This window comes from Streptomyces sp. NPDC126503, from assembly GCF_040302405.1.
Lineage (GTDB): Bacteria > Actinomycetota > Actinomycetes > Streptomycetales > Streptomycetaceae > Streptomyces > Streptomyces gulbargensis.
In genome coordinates, this window is the sequence record NZ_JBEORS010000010.1 from 142922 (window position 1) to 163445 (window position 20524).

General features: G+C 73.2%; 23 protein-coding genes. 10 read left to right on the plus strand and 13 right to left on the minus strand.

What is annotated here, in order from left to right; genetic code table 11:
* The first annotated feature begins 137 nt into the window (after positions 1 to 137).
* Positions 138 to 1895: an immunity 49 family protein gene (locus tag ABTY40_RS16170; protein ID WP_352060072.1), complete on the plus strand. Its 1758-nt coding sequence runs from the start codon at positions 138 to 140 to the stop codon at positions 1893 to 1895.
* A gap of 305 nt (positions 1896 to 2200) precedes the next feature.
* Here the strand turns inward: ABTY40_RS16170 and ABTY40_RS16175 are convergent, their stop codons facing one another.
* The gene (locus tag ABTY40_RS16175) at positions 2201 to 2392 is read right to left on the minus strand and encodes a hypothetical protein (protein WP_352060073.1); all 192 of its coding nucleotides are present in this window, start codon (positions 2390 to 2392) and stop codon (positions 2201 to 2203) included.
* Between the two features lie 149 nt (positions 2393 to 2541).
* Positions 2542 to 3459, minus strand: coding sequence for a LysR family transcriptional regulator (locus tag ABTY40_RS16180; protein ID WP_352060074.1), 918 nt, complete (start codon positions 3457 to 3459; stop codon positions 2542 to 2544).
* A gap of 100 nt (positions 3460 to 3559) precedes the next feature.
* Between ABTY40_RS16180 and ABTY40_RS16185 the strand changes: the two genes are divergently transcribed.
* Positions 3560 to 4588 (plus strand): NADP-dependent oxidoreductase, encoded by a 1029-nt coding sequence (locus ABTY40_RS16185; RefSeq protein WP_352060075.1) that lies wholly within the window; start codon positions 3560 to 3562, stop codon positions 4586 to 4588.
* An 82-nt stretch (positions 4589 to 4670) separates the two neighbouring features.
* Positions 4671 to 5471: an inositol monophosphatase family protein gene (locus ABTY40_RS16190; RefSeq protein WP_352060076.1), complete on the plus strand. Its 801-nt coding sequence runs from the start codon at positions 4671 to 4673 to the stop codon at positions 5469 to 5471.
* A 72-nt stretch (positions 5472 to 5543) separates the two neighbouring features.
* On the opposite strand, the gene ABTY40_RS16195 is transcribed toward ABTY40_RS16190, so the two are convergent.
* Both ABTY40_RS16195 and ABTY40_RS16200 read right to left on the minus strand, forming a co-directional pair.
* Positions 5544 to 6008: a winged helix DNA-binding protein gene (locus ABTY40_RS16195; RefSeq protein WP_345278103.1), complete on the minus strand. Its 465-nt coding sequence runs from the start codon at positions 6006 to 6008 to the stop codon at positions 5544 to 5546.
* Positions 6009 to 6295: 287 nt separating this feature from the next.
* Positions 6296 to 6562 (minus strand): hypothetical protein, encoded by a 267-nt coding sequence (locus ABTY40_RS16200; RefSeq protein WP_352060077.1) that lies wholly within the window; start codon positions 6560 to 6562, stop codon positions 6296 to 6298.
* 250 nt (positions 6563 to 6812) lie between these two features.
* On the opposite strand from ABTY40_RS16200, the gene ABTY40_RS16205 reads away from it, so the two are divergent.
* Complete coding sequence (locus ABTY40_RS16205; protein ID WP_352060078.1) at positions 6813 to 7355, plus strand: DUF5994 family protein; 543 nt, start codon at positions 6813 to 6815, stop codon at positions 7353 to 7355.
* A gap of 158 nt (positions 7356 to 7513) precedes the next feature.
* Positions 7514 to 7717 carry a cold-shock protein gene (locus ABTY40_RS16210; RefSeq protein WP_309053003.1) on the plus strand — a complete coding sequence of 68 codons (204 nt, stop codon included), beginning with the start codon at positions 7514 to 7516 and terminating at the stop codon, positions 7715 to 7717.
* 280 nt (positions 7718 to 7997) lie between these two features.
* Here the strand turns inward: ABTY40_RS16210 and ABTY40_RS16215 are convergent, their stop codons facing one another.
* On the minus strand, positions 7998 to 8216 hold the full coding sequence (locus ABTY40_RS16215; RefSeq protein WP_352060079.1) for a hypothetical protein: 219 nt from the start codon (positions 8214 to 8216) through the stop codon (positions 7998 to 8000).
* A gap of 231 nt (positions 8217 to 8447) precedes the next feature.
* Between ABTY40_RS16215 and ABTY40_RS16220 the strand changes: the two genes are divergently transcribed.
* Positions 8448 to 8996, plus strand: coding sequence for a DinB family protein (locus ABTY40_RS16220; RefSeq protein ID WP_352060080.1), 549 nt, complete (start codon positions 8448 to 8450; stop codon positions 8994 to 8996).
* Positions 8997 to 9215: 219 nt separating this feature from the next.
* Here the strand turns inward: ABTY40_RS16220 and ABTY40_RS16225 are convergent, their stop codons facing one another.
* The 3 genes from ABTY40_RS16225 to ABTY40_RS16235 form a co-directional block, all read right to left on the minus strand.
* The gene (locus ABTY40_RS16225) at positions 9216 to 9437 is read right to left on the minus strand and encodes a hypothetical protein (protein WP_352060081.1); all 222 of its coding nucleotides are present in this window, start codon (positions 9435 to 9437) and stop codon (positions 9216 to 9218) included.
* Positions 9438 to 9845: 408 nt separating this feature from the next.
* Positions 9846 to 10361, minus strand: a complete 516-nt coding sequence (locus tag ABTY40_RS16230; protein ID WP_352060082.1) for a hypothetical protein — start codon at positions 10359 to 10361, stop codon at positions 9846 to 9848.
* The gene (locus tag ABTY40_RS16235; protein ID WP_352060083.1) at positions 10358 to 11209 is read right to left on the minus strand and encodes an alpha/beta fold hydrolase; all 852 of its coding nucleotides are present in this window, start codon (positions 11207 to 11209) and stop codon (positions 10358 to 10360) included. Before ABTY40_RS16235 ends, ABTY40_RS16230 begins: the two co-directional genes overlap by 4 nt.
* Before the next feature lie 684 nt (positions 11210 to 11893).
* On the opposite strand from ABTY40_RS16235, the gene ABTY40_RS16240 reads away from it, so the two are divergent.
* Positions 11894 to 12865, plus strand: a complete 972-nt coding sequence (locus ABTY40_RS16240; protein ID WP_352060084.1) for a pyridoxal-phosphate dependent enzyme — start codon at positions 11894 to 11896, stop codon at positions 12863 to 12865.
* A gap of 117 nt (positions 12866 to 12982) precedes the next feature.
* Positions 12983 to 14053: an RICIN domain-containing protein gene (locus tag ABTY40_RS16245; RefSeq protein ID WP_352060085.1), complete on the plus strand. Its 1071-nt coding sequence runs from the start codon at positions 12983 to 12985 to the stop codon at positions 14051 to 14053.
* A 72-nt stretch (positions 14054 to 14125) separates the two neighbouring features.
* Here ABTY40_RS16245 and ABTY40_RS16250 read toward each other — a convergent pair whose 3' ends face one another.
* From ABTY40_RS16250 to ABTY40_RS16260, 3 genes are all read right to left on the minus strand, one after another.
* Entirely contained in the window at positions 14126 to 14743 is a 618-nt protein-coding gene (locus ABTY40_RS16250) for a restriction endonuclease (protein WP_352060139.1), read from the minus strand.
* 167 nt (positions 14744 to 14910) lie between these two features.
* The gene (locus tag ABTY40_RS16255; RefSeq protein WP_345278131.1) at positions 14911 to 15120 is read right to left on the minus strand and encodes a hypothetical protein; all 210 of its coding nucleotides are present in this window, start codon (positions 15118 to 15120) and stop codon (positions 14911 to 14913) included.
* 253 nt (positions 15121 to 15373) lie between these two features.
* The gene (locus tag ABTY40_RS16260; RefSeq protein ID WP_352060086.1) at positions 15374 to 16327 is read right to left on the minus strand and encodes a GlxA family transcriptional regulator; all 954 of its coding nucleotides are present in this window, start codon (positions 16325 to 16327) and stop codon (positions 15374 to 15376) included.
* 89 nt (positions 16328 to 16416) lie between these two features.
* Between ABTY40_RS16260 and ABTY40_RS16265 the strand changes: the two genes are divergently transcribed.
* Positions 16417 to 17349 carry an NADP-dependent oxidoreductase gene (locus ABTY40_RS16265; protein ID WP_352060140.1) on the plus strand — a complete coding sequence of 311 codons (933 nt, stop codon included), beginning with the start codon at positions 16417 to 16419 and terminating at the stop codon, positions 17347 to 17349.
* A gap of 213 nt (positions 17350 to 17562) precedes the next feature.
* A complete protein-coding gene (locus tag ABTY40_RS16270) occupies positions 17563 to 18153 on the plus strand; it encodes a DUF2165 domain-containing protein (RefSeq protein ID WP_352060087.1) in 591 nt (196 codons plus the stop codon).
* Between the two features lie 132 nt (positions 18154 to 18285).
* On the opposite strand, the gene ABTY40_RS16275 is transcribed toward ABTY40_RS16270, so the two are convergent.
* Together ABTY40_RS16275 and ABTY40_RS16280 are read right to left on the minus strand one after the other, a co-directional pair.
* Positions 18286 to 19842 (minus strand): FAD-dependent monooxygenase, encoded by a 1557-nt coding sequence (locus tag ABTY40_RS16275; RefSeq protein WP_352060088.1) that lies wholly within the window; start codon positions 19840 to 19842, stop codon positions 18286 to 18288.
* Positions 19843 to 19913: 71 nt separating this feature from the next.
* On the minus strand, positions 19914 to 20450 hold the full coding sequence (locus ABTY40_RS16280) for an isoprenylcysteine carboxyl methyltransferase family protein (RefSeq protein WP_352060089.1): 537 nt from the start codon (positions 20448 to 20450) through the stop codon (positions 19914 to 19916).
* Between the last annotated feature and the right edge of the window lie 74 nt (positions 20451 to 20524).

Here is a 20524-nt window from a genome sequence, read left to right on the forward strand (position 1 = left end):
GGGCACGGGAGGTACCCCCACCGCATGGACTCCCTCCTCCGCCTTGCGATCCACGGCACCAGGCGCCGCTCCCTGACCCGGCCTGATCGACAAGACACCCCCTAGGCTGTCCAGCGATTCGATCAAGGAGCAGAGCAGTGCGAAGAGAGCGTCACCAGCTGGGCGAGGGAGTCGTGCGCGCGGCGCGCGAGGACTTCACGAACCGGATCGGAGGCCAGGTGCGGTCCATGTCGAGGGCCGGCCGGATGGCCACCTACGAGTGGTGGGCGATCACCGAGGAGTTCCTCGATCACCTGGGTGCCCTCTCCGTCGAATCACCCGACCTCGACACCGCGGAGGCCAAGGCCGTTCTCAAGGACGCCTCCGAGGCCGCCGCCGGCGCGGTCGCCTACGCCGCCTACCACCCGCACTGCAGCTTCCACGTCTTCCTGGACTACGTGAACTTCGGCATGAGCTACGACCCCGGCGAAGACGCCCCCGCGGAGAGCGTCACGCCCGGGGAATGGATCGACGCGCTCTGCCTGGCGGTCCTCAGGGACAAGGCGACGTGGCACGGCGAGGCCTTCCACTTCGCCCGGCAGAAGTTCGCCGAGAAGACCAGGGGCACGCCCGCCGGCGAACTCGCCACAGGACTCACGGCCGTGTTCCTGAACGACACGGGCGACGACGACGAGTACCCGCCGAGCGCCCGGGCCAGGCTCACCGCCGTCGACGCCGCCCTGGACCGCGTCCGCGTCCGCGCCGAGGAGACCGGCGAGCCGCTCCTGGACCGGCCGTACAGCGGGGCGCTGCGCACACTGCGCGCCCTGGCCGACGAGGACCGGGAGGCCTTCGATGCCGCGCTGGCCGACCTCCTGGCCGGGCACGCCGCCCTGCACGGCCCCACGGCCGCTCCGAGGAGCCTCCTCCCGCTCGTCCCCCTCGCCCTCGCCGCGTTCGCGTACCGGACCCTGGGCTGGGCGCCTGCCGTGCACACCGACTACCTCCCGCACGCCCTGGTCACCGGCTTCGAGACCCGAGGCCCGCGGGTCGAGGGGTTCGGCCGCAACCGGCGGCCGGACGCGGTCGCCGCGCTCGCCGCGGGCCCACTGGTGGTGGAGCGGCCGGCCTGCGAGCGGAACGTGCACCCGGAGACGGAGGCCATGTACGAGGAGGACCTCCGTGAGGTGCTCACGCCGGTCGACGGAAAGCCCCTCGCCGTCTCGCGGCTCAGCTGGGTCATGGACGATCAGGAGCGCCTCTTCAAGTGGCGCGCGGGTGACCCGGGTGGCATCACGGAGGCTCGGCTCACGCCTCTGCGGCTCGCGTCCCAGATGGGGGCGGCGCTGTTCCGCACCGCCCTGGCCGAGCCGGGCACCGAGGTCGAGGTGACCATCGACGGTCGCACGCTGCGCTGCCGGGCCGAGCGGGGTGAAGAGGCCGACGCCCACAACTGGCAGAAGGCCACTGCCTTCGCCCTGATCACCGGTGCACCGGAGGACCTCGCCCCGCTGGTCCTCACCGGCCCCGCCTTCGCCCGCCCCGACGGCTCCGCCTTCGCCGCGTACCGCGAAGCCCTCCACGCCTATCTCGAGGGAACCGACCCCGAACAGTCCGCGCAGCGCGCCCTGCAGCAGGCGGAGAAGGCCAAGGACTGGGGCTTCGCCATGCCGCCGGCCGTACTGCTCTCGCAGCTCGTGGACGGCGACGAGGAGAGCTTCAACCTCGCTCTGGCCGACGCGCTCGAAGCCCACCGCGACTACTACCGGATCGCCGACCGCGCCGACGATCCGGACGCCTCCGTGAACCTCGACATCCTCGCTCTGGCCTGCCACGCCCGCCGCCGCGGCTGGAACATCCGCGTCGAGTCTCCCTACCTCCCGCAGAGTCTTCTGCGCGCCGCCGAACCCTTCTAGGGTTCTTTCGGATCAGGCCGGATCAGGGAGCGGCGTCCGGTGCGTGCCCTCGCAAGGCGGAGGGTCGCCCTCGTACGGGGCGTACGTGGGTCATCCCGACGACGCGGCGAGGGTGCGTGCGCATAGGGGCACCTCCCAGGCGAAGCTCTGGGGGAGTCGCGGGCCAGGCGCGACTCCACGGACACGCTCGTGTTGTGCGCGGCGTCCTTGACGGCGTCCAGGCCGGCCGCGCGGCGGGTGCGGCGATACGCTCGCCGGCGGCTCCGTCCGTACCGCTGTGCCGTGCCTTCACGCCCTACGCCCTCTCACATGCCGACGAACGGGTCGAGGTGTGCCTCCTCCAGGAGTTCGGTCATCGAGAATTCGCGGGCCACGGCCTGCAAGGTGCTGTATTCCTCCTGGGTAATACGTACGCCGAAGAATCGGATGATATGGCACAAGTCGTCCAAGGCCAGTTCCGGCTCAGCGTTCTCGATGGCCCCGGCCGTGGACCGCAAGGCCTCACGCGCTGGATGAGTGGATTCCAGCCGGGCTCGTACTGCCGCTACGACGGTGCCGAGGTCAAGGCCTCGCGGGGCAGTCACGCGTTGTCGACGGGCCGCTGTCCGAACCCGACCGGTCTCACCGCGCCCCGGACGTGACGCGGTCACGCGCCGGGTTCCAGACGGCTCATCACCCGGGGGACCGAGGCCCGCAGTTCCCTCACCATGGCGCGCACGACGGCCGAACCGGCCAGTTCGGAGGTGGTGACGTAACCGACCTGGCGCGTCGGGCGACGTGGACCGAGATCGGCGACCCCGACCGACTCCGGTGCTCCGACCAGGGAGAGGGCTGGCATGATCGCCATCCCGTGACCTCCGCTCACCAGGGACAGCACGGCCCCGTCGTCCTCGGCCTCCACGGACGCCGCCGGGATCCAGTCCTGCGCGGCCCACCAGTCGCGGGTGTACGAACCGCAGTTCTCGGCCCAGTCGACCAGCGGAAGCGAACGCGGGGCGGCGTGCCCCCGCGCGTGGACCAGGGCGTACGGCTCCTCGAACAGTTCACTCGCGACCAGCCCCGGCGGAAGCGGCGCCGAGCCGCCCAGCGTCGCGAGGGCGATGTCGGCCCGCCCGTCGGCCACTTCCCCCGCGGTGCCGCGCCCCACCTCGCGGACGATCCGCACCCGCGGCTCGATCCCGGGATGCCGGGCCCGCAACCGGTCGAGGACGGGCGGCAGCAGGTGGAGAGCCGCACTGCGGAAGGCCGCGATCCGCAGCGGCCCCTCCGCGTCCGCGGACCGGGACCCGGCACGCGCCTCTGCGGTCAGGAGCTCCAGCAGACGCAGGATGCGGCGGGCATGCGCCACGGCCTTCTCCCCGGCGCCGGTCGGGCGGGCCCCGCGGCGCCCCCGGTCGAAGAGGACGGCGCCGATCTTGCGCTCGCTGCCCCGAACCGAGTGGGAGACCGCGGACTGGGTCAGTCCCAGTGCCTGGGCCGCAGCGGAGAAACCCCCGGTGTCCGCCACCGCCACCAGGACACGGAGTTCCTGCGGGGCGAGATCGGAATCGGTCGTGCGGGCCACAGGGCGCTCACCTCTGCATATGAGAACTGCTCATGGATCGGGACGTCGCATGACCCCAACCGGCTGCCGACCCGGCCCATTCCCGTCCTACGGTCCGGTCATGAACGAGACCGCGCTCACCGTGCACCAGACCTCCCGCCCCGACGGCTTCCCCACTGCCGAGCAGTTCACCTTCGTCGAGTCGGCCCTCCCCACCCCGGCGGCCGGCAGCGCGCTGGTGGAGAACCTGTACTGGTCCGTCGACCCCTACCACCGCGAGATGATGGACGACGTGCCCGGCGGCTTCGCGCTGCACACACCGCTGGAGGGCCGTACCCTCGGGCGGGTCATCGCCTCCCGGACGCCCCGGCTGACCGAGGGCGAGATCGTTTTCCACCGCCGGGGCTGGCGCACCCACTCGGTCGTCACGCCCGAGGAGACCCGGCGCCTTCCCCACTTCGACGGAGTGCCCCTCACCGCCTACCTGAGCGTTCTGGGGGGTACGGGCCTGACCGCGTACGTGGGGCTGACCCGCGTCGCCAGGCTCCAGGAGGGCGAGGACCTCTTCGTGTCGGCCGCGGCGGGCGGGGTCGGCACGGCCACCGGGCGGTTCGCCCGGCTGCTCGGCGCCGGGCGACTCGTGGGCAGCGCGGGCTCGGCGGCCAAGGTCGACCACCTCGTGCGGGAGGTCGGCTACGACGCCGCCTTCAACTACCACGACGGGTCCGCCGGCACCCTGCTCCGCGAGGCCGCACCCGACGGCATCGACGTGTTCGTCGACAACGTCGGCGGCGAACAGCTCGCCGCGGCGGTGAACGCACTCCGCGAGTTCGGGCGCGTCGTCCGCATCGGCACGATCAGCCAGTACAACACCCCCGACGCACCGCCCCCGCGCTTCAACTACGCCGACATCGTGGAGAAGAGCATCCGGATGGAGGGATTCCTCGTCAGCAACTACCGCGACCTGCAGGAAGAACTGTACGAGTTCGCCGTCCCGCATCTGCGGAGCGGCCGGCTCTCCCTCGACGAGACGGTGGTCGACGGGTTCGAGCGCATTGTGGACGCCTTCCTGGGGATGCTGCGCGGCCGGAACACCGGCAAGATCATCGTGCGCGACCACACCCGGACCCCGGCGGCGCTCGCGGCCTGACCTGACGGAAAGTCATCACCAGGCCATCCGAGGCCCTTCAGGTCCACCGGGGCGGTGGCCGGCGCCTCGGTAGGCTGCGCGCATGATCAACTCATACGCGCGTTCTGACGACGCCGCGGTCGCGATAGCCGGCGTGCGGGCCGGCGCGGACGTGGTCCGCAGCATGTACGGCCGTCGCCTCGACCGCATCGACAAGGGCGCCGGTGACTTCGCCACCACCGCCGATGTGGAGGCCGAGAAGGCGATCCTCCGCGTCCTGCGCGCCGCGCGGCCCGATGACGCGGTGCTCGGAGAGGAGGGCGGGCAGCAGGGTGCCGCCGAAACGGCGCGCCAGTGGCTGGTGGACCCCCTGTGCGGCACGCTGAACTACGCCGTCGGCACCATGCTGGTGGCCGTCAACGTGGCACTGCGGGACGGGGCCGCGGCCGTGGCCGACCCGTTCAGCGGGGAGGTGTTCTTCACCGACGGAGATACGGCCCGGGTACGGAGTGACGGGGGCGGCGACATCCTCCTGACCCCCACGGCCGCCACCCGCCTCGTGGACGTCAACCTGGACCCGCCGTTCCCCGGCGCGCCAGGGTTCCGCGCCGTCGATCTGCTGGCGCGCCCCGACTTCGTGGAGCATTTCCGGCCGCGTGTCGTGTCCACGACCCTGGCCTTGGCCTGGGTGGCCGCCGGCAGGCGCGCCGCGTACGTCACCGACGGCGGCGACCTCTCCGGGAGCGTGCACTTCGCGGCCGGAATCGCCTTGTGCCGGGCGGCCGGCTGCACCGTCACGGGGATCGACGGTGCCCCGATCGGCGCGTCGGGCCGCGGACTGGTGGTCGCCGCCGACGCCGAGACGCACGGGCTCCTGATGTCGATGATGTCCGGCCGAAGCTAGTGCTGTGACCGAGGGGTCTTCGCGGGCCGGCCGGGCTGCGACGGGAAGGCTCGGCCGGCCCGCGGCGCGCCGTCAGCCGGGCAGGTCGCCGTCACCGCCCAGATTGGCGACCACGCGACGCAGGACGTTGATCGTGGTCACGAAGTCGGCCGTGTCGATGCCGTCGTGCACCCGCTGATGCACGCGCAGGTTGCGCTCCTTGGCCCGGACGCGCCCGTTCTCTCCCGCCTCGGTCAACGTCATGAGCCCTGACTCCTCCACCAGCCAGCCACGGTCGGCAAGGTCGTCGAAGACACCGTGGAAGTCGGTCCCGAGATCGTCCCACTTCGCCAACCGCTCGATCAGCGCCGCGCGGGTCCACTTCCCCGGCGCTCCGGCGACGTGGTTGAGCGTCCACCAATGCGGCTGCGTGAGGTTCTCCACCGCCAACTGTTCGCGGAGGGCTCCGACGACCAGCCGGCACGCCATGCCGGTCCATGCCCCGATGGGCTGAGCGGCCACTTCGTCCTGCGCGTACTCCTTGAGCGTCACGCTCACGTGCCCTCCTCGTGATCAGCGGAATGCGGTCACCGTAGAAGCTCAAGCTCGGTTGAGGTCAAGGCGGTTCACCGACTCGCGGGGGCGCCGGCGCGGTGGACCGGGGACCGGCCGATGCGCGCCCGTCCGGAGGACGACAGGACGGAGCGCGGGCGTCACCTCCGCCTCCGCGCGGTCCGTGGCAGGGTGATCACGCGGGCTCCGGCCACGGGGCGGGGGCGGCGCCGGTCGGAGGCTCCGCCTTCCGTCTCCCCGGCGCCCAGCCCTGGAGGGTGGTCCCGGGCCGGTCAGGGTTCCTCGGAGTGGGGGCCGGCGCCGCTCGGGGGCCTGCTGGCGGCCAGCCAGGACAGGGCCGGTTCGGCGGTGTGGGCGGTGTCGACGGTCAGGTGGAGGCGGGTGCCTCCGCCCGGGGTGGGGTAGCTGCGCTGCTCCGCGCCGGAGAAGCAGTGGCGGAGGACGTCGGCCACCAGGCGCGCGGCGTCCGGCGTGGCGGCCACGATGCGGACTTCGGCGTGTCCCGGTGGCGGCAGAGCTTCCGGTTCGTTGCGGTCCACGGCGGCACCGTCCTTTCACACCAGGGACGCGCCGGCAGGGGCGGCCCGCGGGGCGGCCACGCCCCGGTACGTCCACCGTACGTCCGCCGAGCCGGGTGCCGGACGCTCCGGAGCGGTGGGACGACGCGTAGCCGCGGTCTTCCGGAGTACCGTGAAGGGACGGGGCCGTCACCCCGCCTGCCGGGTCGGCCCGAGCCGCGTCACCGGTAGGGCGGCGGCGCGGGCGTCCCCTGGACGGGTGGAATCGATCATGACCGGTCCCGGCGTTCCCCCTACGCCGCCGCGACTCCTGCCCGACGCGGTCCACGAGGCCGTCGGGCCCGGTTCCGCGCTGCTCCGGCTCGTGACGACCCATACCCGGCAGAGCCTCCTCGACGGCGCGTGGTGGCCGCGTACGCGTGAGGTCGAGCGGGAGCTCCCGCCACTGGTCACCGCCCTGGCCGCGCACCTCGGCCCCATCACCCGGGTCGGCCTGGACACCTCCGCCTGGAACGGCATCCCACCCCGCCTCGTCATCGACGGCAGGGTCGTGCACCTCGACTCCTTCGCCGTCGGCGACGACACCGTCCTGATCACCCGTGGCGACAGCGACCATTTCGCCCTCATGGTCGTCCCACCCGGTACGGCGCCGGAGGCGGCCCGCGCGGCCATGGCCCGCGCCGTCGACGCCGACAACGTCACGCAGGCCGCCGAGATCCTCCTCGCCGCATTCCCCGGGCCCGCCGGAACACCGGGGACGGCGCCCGACGAGGAGAAGGGGAAGGGCCCGAACGAGTCCGGGGCGCCGTCGTGACCCTCCCCGGGAGAACCCGCGCCTCCGGGCGGGAGCAGGCGACACGCCGGCCCATGAGCGTTTCTCCTTCTCCGGGCCGGGCAGGCGGGCGATGATGCCAACCTACGGTCGCGTGGCGCGGTGCCGCGCGGCTTGTTCATGGAATGAGGGAGTACGGCATGGCGACCGGCACGGTGAAGTGGTTCAACGCGGAGAAGGGTTTCGGATTCATCGAGCAGGACGGCGGCGGCCCGGACGTGTTCGTGCACTACTCGGCCATCGCCAGCACCGGCTATCGGGAGCTCAACGAGGGCCAGAAGGTGCAGTTCGACATCACCCAGGGGCCGAAGGGCCCGCAGGCCGAGAACGTCACCCCGGCCTGACCCTCCGCCACGGATCGGCAGGCCTCCGTTTCCCGGTGTGAGGGCCGAGGCCTTTCCCGAGGGCGGCGTGCAGCGCGGCGGCGGGTTCCCGCGCCCGCTGCGCGCCCCTGATCGCGTGCGGGACCGGGCGAGCCCGGCGCGGTGGGGGAGAGGCGTCGGGCCGGCCGTGCCTTGCGCGGAGCGCGGACGGTCTGCGGAGGAGCGAAGGACACGAGGCCTTCAACGCACCCCGCCGGCCGAGCTCTGCCGTGCGCCCCGCCCTTTCCCGAGCCCGGCCGGGTCAGGGCGGGGCGGGGGAGCTCGCGCGCTCGGCACCACGTGAGTACGGCAGATCGTCCAGGGGCCGGCCGGCGAAGAACCGGCAGGCGAGGTCCGCCGTTTCGTCCGTGCGCTCCAGGTGATCGGCATCAGCCACCCGCACGAACCAGCTGTCACTGCAGGCGGCCGCCATGTCCCGGCACAGCAGAAAGTCGGCCGAACACGCGGCGAATTCCCGCATGGGGCCCGGCCTACCGACGGGGGGAGGGGCGGGGGAGGAGCCGTAGGGCATGGGCGGTCTCACCTTCACGATGCGACAGTGCGGATACCGGAGTGTCTTTCCAGCGCGTGACCGCCACAGCGTCGAACCACCCGGGTGGCTCCCCGGCACCCACGGCAACCGCGGCGCTTCCGCCCCGGGCGGCCCCGTACCCCGCCGCAATGTCAATTGTGTTCGCTAAGGTTTGCGATCATGACTGAGACAGCGGCCGAGACATGGCCGGAACCTCCTCTTGCCGGCACCGAGGCGGCAGCCGTCCTGGGCGCCCTCGAACGACAGCGGGCCACGCTGGCCTGGAAGTGCTCCGGCCTGGACGCCTCCGGCCTCCGCGCCACGCTCGGCACGTCCACCCTCACGCTCGGCGGCCTCCTCAAGCATCTGGCCCACGTGGAGGACAGCCACTTCGCCCGGCTGTGGCTCGGCTCCCCCGTCAAAGCGCCCTGGGACGCCGTCGACTGGGAGAGCACTCCCGACTGGGACCACCGGTCCGCCGCCGCGGACACCCCCGAGCAACTGCTCACCCTGTGGCGGGAGTCGGTCGCCCGCTCCCGAGCCATCGTCGACGAAGCCCTCAGGACGGGCGGGCTGGACCAGCTCGGCGCGTACACCACGCGCAGCGGAGAACGTCCCAACCTCCGTCGCATCCTTCTCGACCTCATCGAGGAGTACGCCCGCCACGCCGGTCACGCCGACCTCATCCGCGAATCCATCGACGGGCTCACGGGTGAGGACCCGGGCTAGGGCCTGTCTTCCGGATCTTGCCGGGCTCGCGCCTCCCCCAGAGCTTCGCCTGAGAGGTGCCCCCAGCACCGCGCCTCTCCCCCGTAGCCCTTCGGGCACGGGAGGTGCCCCCAGCGTTGTCGTCGGTCGCCGATGCTCCGCATGGACTCCCTCCTCACGCCTTGCGATCCACGGCACCAGGCGCCGCTCCCTGATCCGGCCTGATCCGAAAGAAAGACCCTAGACCTCGCCGCCCGACTCGTCCCCGCGGTCGCCCGCACGCCGCTGGGCGTCCTCCTGTGCGCTCCGGCTGGGCGTGAGGGCGTCGGCGGCCTCCCCGTCCTCGTCGGGGCGCGCGTCCGGGCGTACGTCCGTCTCGGCCTCCTCGAATTCCTTCAGGACCTCCTCGGCGGCGGTCCTCGGGTGGTCGGCGTTCCCCTCGGTGGCGCGGTGCTGCGACATGGGTTCCTTCTTCCTCGCGTTTCCTGGTGCGACGAGCTCTTTCGTACGCGTGCCGGTACCCGGTCTCGTGCGCTTCACGCCCCGCCGGTCGGAGCCTCACGCCGGGAGGGGAGCCGTCCGGAGCGGCCCGCCCGGGGCATGAGGCCTGGGCACCCGCCCCGCGTGCGAGCCATTCCTCAGGCGGTCGTCGCGCCACCACACCAGGGGCGAGAAGGCGCGCATGCGCCCGTGGTTCGGGGGCACACGGAACGCAGGGCGCATGGGACCGCTCTGGCCGGCGGGTCCGCGGCATCCCCCGTACCGTGGACCCGCCGACCGGTTGTGCGGCTCGTACCGGGCAGGGTGCGGGCCGCACGCCGTTCCCCCGCCGGCGGACGGCGCACCCTGGACGAGCGAGGCCGGACCGTCTCAGCCGCCGCCCCGGCCCCGCCCCGGGGCCCGCCGTGCGCGCGTCCACGCCAGCACCCCTCCCAGCACGGCGATCACCGCCAGGGCCAGGGCGATGCTCACCCAGCCCTCGGTGTCCCAGTAGACGTCCTCCAGGCTGATCAGCAGCGCCGCCTCGTCGAGGACCAGGGCCATGCCGACGCCGTACGCGAGCCCCATCCAGGCACGCGCGCGTGCCGAGCGTTCCACGAGGCCCGCCGCCCCCACCACGGCGAGCAGCAGGATGCCCCACACGTAGTGGTGGAGGTGCACGCCGCCGGCCTGTACGTCGCCGATGCCGGCCACGTCGATGTGGATCAGCCAGGTGAGCAGGCGCATTCCGCCGAAGGTGAGGGCGAAGCCCCACCAGGCCAGGACGAAGCCGCGGCGCTCCGAGGAGATACCCGGCAGGAGGCGCAGCCACGGCGACGGGTGGTCCGTGGGCTTGGACGTGGAGGGCGGGCGGCCGGGCGACCGTGGAGTGTGTGACGGCGTCATGCGTTGTCTCCCGCCTCTCCTGCCTCGTCGGTTTCTCGCGCGTCCTCGTCGGCGAATTCCTCGATCAGCCGGGCCACCGTCTCCGGCGCGCTGTAGTGCGCCGCGTGCGCGGCGCCCGGGACGTCGGCAGCGTGCCCGTCGGGGAGCAGCCGGGCCACGCGCCGGATCCAGGCGTGGGAGGCGATGGTGTCACCGGTGCCGCGGACCACGAGCGTCGGCACGTCGATCCGGGCCAAGTGCCCCTCGAATGCCCCGGCCGCGTCCCGCAGGGCGTGACGCAGGGAGGCGCCGAAGCGGATCGGTCCGGTGAGGAGGTAGTCCGCCGCGGCGGTCCCGAGGAGCGAGAGCGGTTCCCGGGGCGCGTCCGCGAGGAGCCGGCCGCCGTGGCGCAGGACGGGCACCCCCGGTTCGAGTGCGGGGCCGACCAGGACGAGCCGCCGGACCAGCCGGGGATGGCGGACGGCGAGCGCCGCTGCCACCTGGCAACCGACCGAGTTGGCCACCAGCAGACTCGGCCCCGGGGCGAGGCGCCGGTGCCAGCGGGCCAGGGCGTCGGCGGCCTGCTCCACGTCGGGCATCCGGCGTGCGGCGGCCCGTGACCAGGCGTTGCCCGGCAGGTCGGGTACGAGCACGGTGGCGCCCTTCGCCGCCAGCCGGCGGGCCAGGGGAACGAAGTACCGTCCCGACAGGCCGAGCCCGTGCACCAGGACCACGGCCCTCCCGCCCGCCTCGGGCCGGGGGCCGAAGGAGCGGGTGAAGAGACCGGCGCGGGCCCCCTGGTGTCCCCGCCCCGCCCCGTCGTACCGGGGGATGCCACGCGGGGGGGTGTCGGGTGTCTGCTCGGTCACGTCGGGTCCCTTTCGGCTGTACGGCACACAGGCGCGGCTGCCCCGGGGGGAATCCTGGGAAACGGTGCGCGCGAGGCACCCGCCCGGGTGACGGCCGGCGGCGCGGGGCCGGGACCTCAGTCGCGGCGCCTCGGCTCAGGCATCGCCGTCAGCCCGCGGGGAGGCGTACCGGGACGGGTCTCTCACGTGCCCGCCAGGCGCCACAGAGGGGGCACGTGGCGCGGTGGCCCCTCCGGCCGCAGGGACCGGTGGAGTCCGGCGGCCTCCACGGGGGTGAGGGCGAGATCTTCGGTGATCCGGCGGGTGGTGACGTAGTCGAGGCCCTCGGATGAGGACCATGAGCACGAACCCGCCCAGCAGCATCCGGGCGGCGCCGAGCGACACCGGGTGCGCCCCGGTGCCCGCCCGGATCCGCGCCGACGGCACGGTCACCCACAGGACCGCCGCGACCAGTACGGATGCCAGAGCTTTCACGCGCACTCCCCTCCCACCACGCATGGACGGCGCGAACGTACCGGGACCCGCCCGGCGCGGCCCCTGGCGAAAACCATGAGACGCGCCCCGCGCACCCCCGATCCCGTGCCTTCGCACCACACCCTTCGCCCCGCGGGCCGGTGTGAGACGGTGAGCGCCCGGCGCGCCGGTGTCGTACAGCGCGCCGCCGTGACGCGGAGGAAGGGGTTCGTGGTGGAGAAGGTGACGCTGTCGGCGTGGCCCACGCCGATGGAGGCGGCTCCCCGGCTGGCCCGGGCGATCGGTCTGGCCCCGGACGATCTGTGGATCAAGCGGGACGACCTGACCGGGCTCGGCGGCGGAGGCAACAAGGTCCGCAAGCTGGAGTGGCTGGTCGCGGACGCGCTGCGGTGCGGTGCCGACACCCTGGTCACGACGGGCGGCCCGCAGAGCAACCACGCGCGGCTGACCGCCGCCGCGGGCGCCCGGGCCGGTTTGGACGTGGTGCTGGTCATGCCCGGTGCCGGCCGCCCCGACCGGCCCGGCGGGAACCTCCTCCTGGACGCCGTGCTCGGCGCCCGCGTCGTGTGGGCCGGTGACGCCGCACCCGCCGGGCTGGCCGGGCAGGCCGAGAGGACGTGTGCCGCACTGCGGGAGAAGGGCGCCGTACCGTACCTGGTGCCGTTCGGCGGTTCCGGCGTGCTGGGCGCCCGCGGATACCGCGAGGCGGGTGAGGAGATCCTCGCCCAGCAGCCCGGCGTCCGGCACGTCGTGACCGCACTGGGATCCGGCGGCACGATGGCCGGCCTGATCGCCGCCCTGGGCGCCGATCGGGTCCTCGGCGTCGACGTGGGCGCGCTGCCCGACCCCGCGTCCGTCGCCGCGGCCTTCGCCTCGGAACTCACCGGCCGCGACCTGGCGGCCGGGCAGCTGCGCGTGCGGGACGACCAGGTGGGCGAGGCCTACGGCATCCTGCACGAGCCCGTCCTGGACGCCCTCACCGTCGTGGCACGCGCGGAGGGCATCGTCCTGGACCCGGTCTACACCGGACGCGCCGCGGCCGGACTGCTCGCGGCGGTCCGCGACGGGGACATCCGGCCCGGCGAGCGAACGGTCCTGCTCCACAGCGGCGGCCTGCCGGGACTGTTCGGCCACGCCGAAGCGGCAGACCGTATCGGCCGGGTCCTGCACACGTACCCGTGACGACCGGCCCGCGCGCGAGGCCGTAGGGGACGTGAGTGGATCATCAGCAGGACGTTAGGGGCGGGGTTGAAGGTGGGAGCTGCCGATCGTTCGCGTCCTGCCCTGAGGAGTCCGCAAGTGAAGAAGTACAAGGCCACGGTTGTCGCGGCCACCGCGTGCGTGAGCGCGTTGCTGGTCGGAGGACCGGCCCAGCCCGCCCATGCGGACGGTGCCGCGGACAACTGCAACGCGGCGGACACGGTCGCTCCGGGTTCGTTCGGGACCGGCACGCTGACGTGGTGCATCCTGGCGGCCAAGGAGAGCGGTGAACTCAAGAAGGTCGCCCGGGAGAACTTCGTCAAGGGTCTGCTCGAGATGCTGACGAACCACACCGGCGGCCACTACAACATCATGATCTTCGACATCAAGGGCAAGAACGCCTTCGGAGACCCGTGGTTCGTCAACCACTACACGCAGAACCTCCGCGACGTGGCGTTCCAGGGCGACGTCGAGTACCACGACGAGACCTCGCGTGAGGACCAGACCTACCGCATCTGGATCTTCTCCGGAGGCGGCAGCTTCACCAACCACGGTGACGGCGGCTGGATCAACTGGGGCTTCTACGGCCTGTGGGACCGCAACGGCTCCACCATCGACTTCCGCCCCACGATGGAGCCCCCCGCGGACCCCGGCGTCCCCAAGGGCGAGACCCCGGGCCCGGGCGACACCCTCCCGATCCCCGGCGTGCCCGCCCACCCCGGCACGCCTCCGGCCTTCCGCTCCTTCAGCGGACCCGAGGCGCCCACCACCGGCGCCGAGCACCCGCCGGTCGGCGTCCCCGTGCAGTTGAGGACCGTCAACAGCCTCGGAGCCGTCGCGACGAACACCTCCTCCGGTTCGTCCGTGGTCGCGGGCAAGCTGGGTACCACCAACGGAACGTGGACGTTCAAGGACGCGGGTGACGGACGCTACGAGATCGCGAACGGCCACGGCCCGGTCCTCACCGCGAACATGAGCACCTACTACGCCCAGATCAACACCTGGAAGGGAAGCTCGACGCAGAAGTGGGAGGTCATCCCCGTCGGCGGCGGCGCGCACCAGATCAGGATCAGTGACCAGGACTGCCTGACCTACCACGAGGACTACAAGAAACTCGGCGTGTGGACCTGCGACGGCTCCGAAGGCCAGCGGTGGACCATCTCCCGCTGACCGTCCCGTCCTGGCCGGCACCTCCGTCGGGGCGCGCGGAGTGCCGTCGGCCGGCGTGGTGACCGGCGGGGCTCAGGATCCGGGACCGCGACGGCGGGGTGAGGGGACCACGCCGAGGAGTTCCCACAGCGGAGCGGACCCGGCGGCCCACTGGGCGAGCAGGTGGCGGTCGACCAGGTGGAGCCGCTGGGAACGGGCGAAGGCGACGGCTCGGTCCGTGAAGCGGCCGTTGGTGACCAGGACGACGACGTCGCCGTTGTGGACGGGCCTGCCGGTGCCGTTGAGGACGTGCAGGTCCGGGGTCCCGACAGCGGAGCCGGCCGGCCCGGCCTTGCGGTGCTTGCACTGGATCACCCACAGGCGGCCGAAGGGGTCCGTGGCCTTCACATCGGCGCCGTTGTCGCCGGCGCCACCGACGCGGATCGCCCGGGGGCAGCCGTCACGGCGCATCAGATCGCGTACGGCTTCCTCGAACTGCCGGTGGTGCAGGGCGTCGATCTGCGGCAGCGCGTAGCGCAGACCCCGCTCCCGCACCCGGTTCCGGCGGGCTGCCTCCCGGCGCCGGCGCAGCCACACCCCGCCGGCCGCCGCGGCGCACAGCAGCAGCGCGACCGGGACCCAGGGGTGCGCGGCCAGCCATCGCAGTGCGCCGACGACCAGGCTCCCCGCCACGGCGAGCACCAGGAACAGGAGACCGGCCCGCTCCCCGAGGGCGGCCCGCTTCCGGCGGACGGCGGCCCGTTTCCGGCGGAGGGGAGCCGCGCGACGCCTCGGCGCGGGCAGGCGCCGGGAGGCGGGGGACGTACGGGGCCGGCGTGGGGCAGGGGAGCGGCGCGTACCCCGCCGCGGGCGCGGGCTCACGTACCGGCCCGCGAGATGCCGTTCACCAGCTGCCCGATGACGTCGAAGATGCCCTGGCCCAGCGGGGTCGGGGCGATCACGATGCCCAGGGCCAGGACGAACAAGGCCGTGTTGCGTTCCTCGGCGCGGCTCCTGGCCTGCGTCCTGCGGCGTAACCGCATCACCACGACGACCGCGAGCAGCACTCCCACGTTGATCGTCATCATGTGACATCCCTCCCGCCCGTCCTCGTGCTCCGCACGCTGTTCCGGCCGCCCGGCCCGCAGCGGCCGTCGACCAGTGCAGCCGAGGGCGCGGCCGGCCCGCAGCCGGTCGCCGAACGTTGGCGAGAACCCCGGCGGACGCTGTCCGATTACCGACCGGACACCCGTTCCCCCAGGTGGGGAGGGCTGTGGAAGCAGCCGACCGCACTTCCGCGGCGGCCGTGCGAGGAGGAAGGCGGCGTCGCCCGCCGGGGTCTCAGCCCGCCGTGGCGGCGCCCCGGAAAGTACGGCGGTACACCACCGGCGAGACGCCGATCGCGGCGTGCAGGTGCTCGCGCAGCGAGGTCCCGGTGGCGAACCCGACCTGTCCGGCGATGTCGTCCACGCCGAGATCGGTGGTCTCCAGGAGATGCCGGGCCCGGGCGACGCGCTGATGGATCAGCCAGCGGCCGGGGCTCGTGCCGACCTCCTCGTTGAACCGGCGTGCGAAGGTGCGCAGGCTCATGCGGGCGTGCCCGGCGAGTTCCGCGAGCGTCAGGGGCTCGTGCAGGTTCTCCAGCGCCCACTGACGGGTCGCCGAGGTGCTGTTGGCCGAGACCGGGGGCACCGGGTACTCGATGTACTGGGCCTGGCCGCCGTCCCGCCACGGCGGCACGACGCACATCCTGGCCACGTGATTGGCGACGGCGGTGCCGTGGTCCCGCCGTACGAGATGCAGGCAGACGTCGACGCCGGAGGCGGCGCCGGCCGAGGTCAGCACGTCCCCGTCGTCCACGAACAACACATCGGGGTCCAGCGCCACCTGCGGGTACCAGGACCGGAAGGTGTCGGCGAGGGCCCAGTGGGTGGTGGCGGGCCGGCCGTCGAGCAGCCCCGCGGCCGCCAGCGTGAAGGCACCCGTACAGATCGACACGATCCGGGCCCCGGGGCGCGCGGCCGCGAGCGCCTCGCCCACCCGCGGCGGCAGCTCGCGCGACAGGCGGGACACGTCGAAGGGCGGCAGCAGCACCGTGTCCGCCGTCGCGAGCGCCTCGGGGCCGTGTTCCACCGTGACCGAGAAGTCGGAGTTGGTGGCGACGGGACCACCGTCCGCGGAGCAGGTCAGCACCTCGTAACGGTCCGGGAGCGCCCCGAACACCCGGCTGGGGATGCCGAGTTCGAAGGGGTAGACCCCGTCCGTGGCGAGGACGACGACACGATGGACAGTCATGGCACGATCCCGTCGGAAGTTGGCATTCATGCCATGGTACGACCCCCGGGTCCCGGGCGAGGCTGTGACGCATGACGAACCACGCCACCATGCGCGCCATCAGCCAGGACACCCACGGCACCCCCGAGGTGCTGAAGGAGGTCCTCGTGCCGAGGCCCACCCCCGGTCCGAGCCAGATCCTCGTCGCCGTCCGCGCCGCCGGGGTGAACCCGACCGACTGGAAGCACCGCGCCGCCGGCCTTTTCATCGACCGCCTGCCGCTCGTCCTCGGCTGGGACGTGTCCGGCGTCGTCGAGGCCGTCGGCTTCGGCGTCACCCTGTTCAAGCCCGGCGACGAGGTCTTCGGGATGCTGCCCTACCCGCACGGCGTCGGCTCCCACGCCGAGTACGTGACCGGGCCCGCCCGCGCCTTCGCCCGCAAGCCGGCCGGCATCGACCACGTCCAGGCCGGCGCCCTGCCGCTCGCCGCCCTGACCGCGTACCAGGCGCTCGTCGACACCGCCGGGGTCCGAGCCGGACAGCGCGTCCTGATCCACGCGGCCGCCGGCGGGGTCGGCCACCTCGCCGTACAGATCGCCAAGTCCCGTGGCGCGTACGTCATCGGCACCGCCAGCGCCCCCAAGCACGACTTCGTCCGCTCCCTGGGCGCGGACGACGTCATCGACTACCGCGTCACCGACTTCCGTGACGCCGTCCACGACGTCGACGTGGTGCTCGATCCCCTGTCCGGGGACACCCGCACCCGCTCGCTCGATGTCCTGCGGCCGGGCGGCATCCTCGTGTCGATCCTTCCGGGCACCGACCCCGACGAGACCGCGAAGGCCGCCGCCCGAGGGGTCCGCGTCGAAACCCTCCTCGTCGAGGCCGACCACACCGGCATGAACGCCATCGCCGACCTGGTCGCGGCCGGCTCGCTGCGCGCCCACGTCGAGGCGGTCTTCCCGCTCGCGGAAGCGGCCAAGGCCCACGCGCTCGGCGAGACCGACCGCACCACCGGCAAGATCGTCCTCACCGTCTCCTGACCCCCCGCCGACACTGCCACGCCCGGGTCGGGAGCGAGCCGAGCGTGACAGCGAGCCCCCGGCAGCCCCGGCCGGGGGCGACGGTGCACCAGGTGATGGCGTGGCCCGGAGACACGGCTGCGTGCGCGGACGGCTGGAAGGCCCCCTGACTGGGGAAGGGGACGGTACGACCCGCGGCCCCAAGCACCCGCGGGACCGAGGGAGGACACACCCATGACACAGGCTCACCCGCCGACCGGCACCGACACCCCTTCCCCGGCAACGGCCCCGGGCACCCGGCAGAACCGGCTCCTCCGCCTGGGCGCGCCGGCCGTCGCGGCGACCGCGCTGACGGCGACCGTCGCGCTCTACATGACCCTGGTCGCCTTCGGGAACATCACCGACTTCGGGACCAACCAGCAGTTCGTCCAGCACGTCCTGAGCATGGACACCACGTTCAAGGACCCCGACCTGATGTGGCGCGCGGTCGAGTCCCCCGCCCTCCAGAACGCCGCCTACGTCGCCATCATCATCTGGGAGACCCTGGCCGCGGCGGTCCTCCTCACCGCCACCTGGTTCTGGATCGCGGGCCTGCGTAACGGCGCGTACGAGCGCGCCCGCGCGGCCGGCACGGTGGGCCTGGTGATGGTGCTGCTGCTCTTCGGGATGGGCTTCATCGCGATCGGCGGCGAATGGTTCGCCATGTGGCAGTCCTCCGACTGGAACGGCCTGGACGCCGCGGCCCGCAACGTCGCGCTGGCCGCCTTCACCCTCCTCGTGGTGCACCTGCCCGCCGTCCGCCGGGCGGATGCCGACCGGACCTGACGCGCGCCCCCGCGGAGTCGGTGCCGGTGGACCCCCGGGCCCCGGGGCGGGCGGCCGGAGCCGGGCGCCGCGCCCGGGGCCCGTGTGTGCCCGGCACGATCCGGAAGAAAGACCCCTGGCCGGAGTGGTGGATCAGCCTGGGGTCACCGCGTTCCCCGGTATTCCGAACCACTCCGCCAGCGCCTCCGCCAGCCCGGCCGTCGGCGTCCGCGCCCCCGCGTCGGCCGCCCAGGCCGTGAAGCCGTCCGGGCGGACGAGGACCGCCGCCAGTTCCGGGTGGGACGGACAGCCGGTCGTCAGGGTGTCGACGCGGTCGGCGTACCCCGCGCCGAGGGCCCGGAGCTCCGGGTCGCCGGTGAGGTCGAGCAGGAGCGCCCGGCCGGTGTGAAGGCGGTCCGCGAGGCGGTCGCCGCCGGTGAAGACGAGGTCCGGGGTGCTGCGGCCGGTCAGCGGGTGATCGCCCGGCAGCTCGTAGCGCACACCGGCGCTGTTGAGCTGCGCGGTGAGGTACGTGGTGCCCGCCACCGTCCCCGCCAGATCGCTGACGATCTCCCGCAGGGCCCGGGACCACGGGTCCGGGCGCATGGCCGCGACCTGCGACCGGGTCCAGTCCACGACCCGCGCGCCGACGGGGTGCCGCTCGGAGGTGTACGTGTCCAGCAGCGACTCCGGCACCCGGCCGCCGACCACCGCGGCGAGTTTCCAGCCGAGGTTCATCGCGTCCCCGATCCCCAGGCTCAGCCCCTGGCTCCCGAAGGCGGAGTGCACGTGCGCCGCGTCTCCGGCCAGCAGCACCCGGCCCTTGCGGTACGCGGTGACCTGGCGGGCGTGGTCGGTGAAGCGGGTCGCGGTCCGCACCGCGGTGACCGTGACGTCCACGCCGGAGACGCGGCGCAGCCGCGCCTGGAGGTCCTCGGCGGTGATCGGCGCCTCCCGGTCCGCCGGCGGGCCGTCGAACTCCACGGTCACGATGCGGCCCGGCATCGGCCCGTAGGCGTACACCCCGGTGTCGGTGGCGGTCCAGCCGACCGTCAGGGCCTCGGCACCGGTCATCTCCACGACCGCCTGGTGGCAGGTGATCTCCGGGTCCGTGCCGGGAAAATCGAAGCCCGCGAGCTTGCGGACCGCGCTGCGGCCGCCGTCGCAGCCCACGAGCCAGCCGGCGCGTACGGTCCCGTGGCCGGTCCGCACGGTGACGGCCTCCTCGTCCACGTCGAAGCCGGTCAGCTCCACTCCCCGGCGCACGTCGACGCCGAGCTCGTCCGCCCGCTCGCCGAGGAGCCGCTCGATCTCCTGCTGCGTCACGAGAGCGATCCCGGCGGCCGGCCCGGCGTCGCCGAGGCCCGGCGCCGTACGGTCGACCAGGTCGGCGCGCAACATGATCCCGGCGAAATGCCCGACGTAGCCGAGCCCTTGGCCCCCGGCCCCGCCTCCGTCCCCGCCGTTCCGCTCGCGCATGAACGCCCGGAAGCGATCCATCGCCTGCCGCTGCGCCTCGGCCAGCGCGGGCAGCATGCCCCGGCGGTAGAGAGCCTCGGCGCTCGGCAGGGTGATCGCCCCGCCCTTGATCACCGGGTTCACGTCGGTGAGGCGCTCCAGGACGGCAACCCGCGCGCCCCCGAGCCGGAGCTCGCAGGCCAGCATCAGTCCGACCGGGCCGCCTCCGGCCACCACTACGTCATAGTCCATGGCGCCCACTATGACGGAGGGTCAAAAAGCCTCTTTCACCGCCCTGAACAGCCACAGTGGGTGCTTCTCCGTCAAGGGGCGAGACGCAGGACCCGGTCCTCCGCGCGGGCCCAGAAGAGAAGGAAGGGAGTGTTGAGGAAGGTGAAGAGGGCAGCTGTCAGCCAGGCGCCGTGCACCATCGGCAGGGCGATGCCCTCCAGCACGACCACCGTGTAGTTGGGGTGCCGCATGAAGCGGTACGGGCCGTGGCGGACGAGGGGGTGACCGGGCACGACGATGATCCGGGTGTTCCAGAGGGGACCGAGGGCGCGCATGCACCACCCGCGTACCGCCTGTACCAGGACGAGGGCCGCCACGGCGGACCAGCCGAGCAGCGGGACGAACGGGCGGTGGGCGAGGGTGACTTCGAGAAGGATGCCGAGGATCAGCCCGGTGTGCAGAACGATCACGACCGGGTAGGACCGGGATCCGTACTCCACACCGCCACGCGCGGCGGTCCACCGGGTGTTGCGCCGCGCCAGCGACAGCTCGCCCACGCGCACGCAGCACACGGCGGCGACGAGCACCAGGAGCCCGGGCGGAACCGTCACCGTTCCGGCAATCGCCATGTCCGTACGCCTCCGACCCGCTTCTCGCAATCTCGTACCACCGGACCCGACACCGCTTCCGTCCCTCCGGACGG

Coding starts and splice junctions, on each gene's coding strand:
- ABTY40_RS16225 (WP_352060081.1), bottom strand. CDS start 9,437: ATGTCGCAGCACCGCGCCACCGAGGGGAACGCCGACCACCCGAGGACC.
- ABTY40_RS16270 (WP_352060087.1), top strand. CDS start 17,563: ATGACACAGGCTCACCCGCCGACCGGCACCGACACCCCTTCCCCGGCA.
- ABTY40_RS16185 (WP_352060075.1), top strand. CDS start 3,560: ATGAACGAGACCGCGCTCACCGTGCACCAGACCTCCCGCCCCGACGGC.
- ABTY40_RS16275 (WP_352060088.1), bottom strand. CDS start 19,842: ATGGACTATGACGTAGTGGTGGCCGGAGGCGGCCCGGTCGGACTGATG.
- ABTY40_RS16215 (WP_352060079.1), bottom strand. CDS start 8,216: ATGCGGGAATTCGCCGCGTGTTCGGCCGACTTTCTGCTGTGCCGGGAC.
- ABTY40_RS16210 (WP_309053003.1), top strand. CDS start 7,514: ATGGCGACCGGCACGGTGAAGTGGTTCAACGCGGAGAAGGGTTTCGGA.
- ABTY40_RS16265 (WP_352060140.1), top strand. CDS start 16,417: ATGCGCGCCATCAGCCAGGACACCCACGGCACCCCCGAGGTGCTGAAG.
- ABTY40_RS16230 (WP_352060082.1), bottom strand. CDS start 10,361: ATGACGCCGTCACACACTCCACGGTCGCCCGGCCGCCCGCCCTCCACG.
- ABTY40_RS16220 (WP_352060080.1), top strand. CDS start 8,448: ATGACTGAGACAGCGGCCGAGACATGGCCGGAACCTCCTCTTGCCGGC.
- ABTY40_RS16205 (WP_352060078.1), top strand. CDS start 6,813: ATGACCGGTCCCGGCGTTCCCCCTACGCCGCCGCGACTCCTGCCCGAC.
- ABTY40_RS16280 (WP_352060089.1), bottom strand. CDS start 20,450: ATGGCGATTGCCGGAACGGTGACGGTTCCGCCCGGGCTCCTGGTGCTC.
- ABTY40_RS16255 (WP_345278131.1), bottom strand. CDS start 15,120: ATGATGACGATCAACGTGGGAGTGCTGCTCGCGGTCGTCGTGGTGATG.
- ABTY40_RS16190 (WP_352060076.1), top strand. CDS start 4,671: ATGATCAACTCATACGCGCGTTCTGACGACGCCGCGGTCGCGATAGCC.
- ABTY40_RS16260 (WP_352060086.1), bottom strand. CDS start 16,327: ATGACTGTCCATCGTGTCGTCGTCCTCGCCACGGACGGGGTCTACCCC.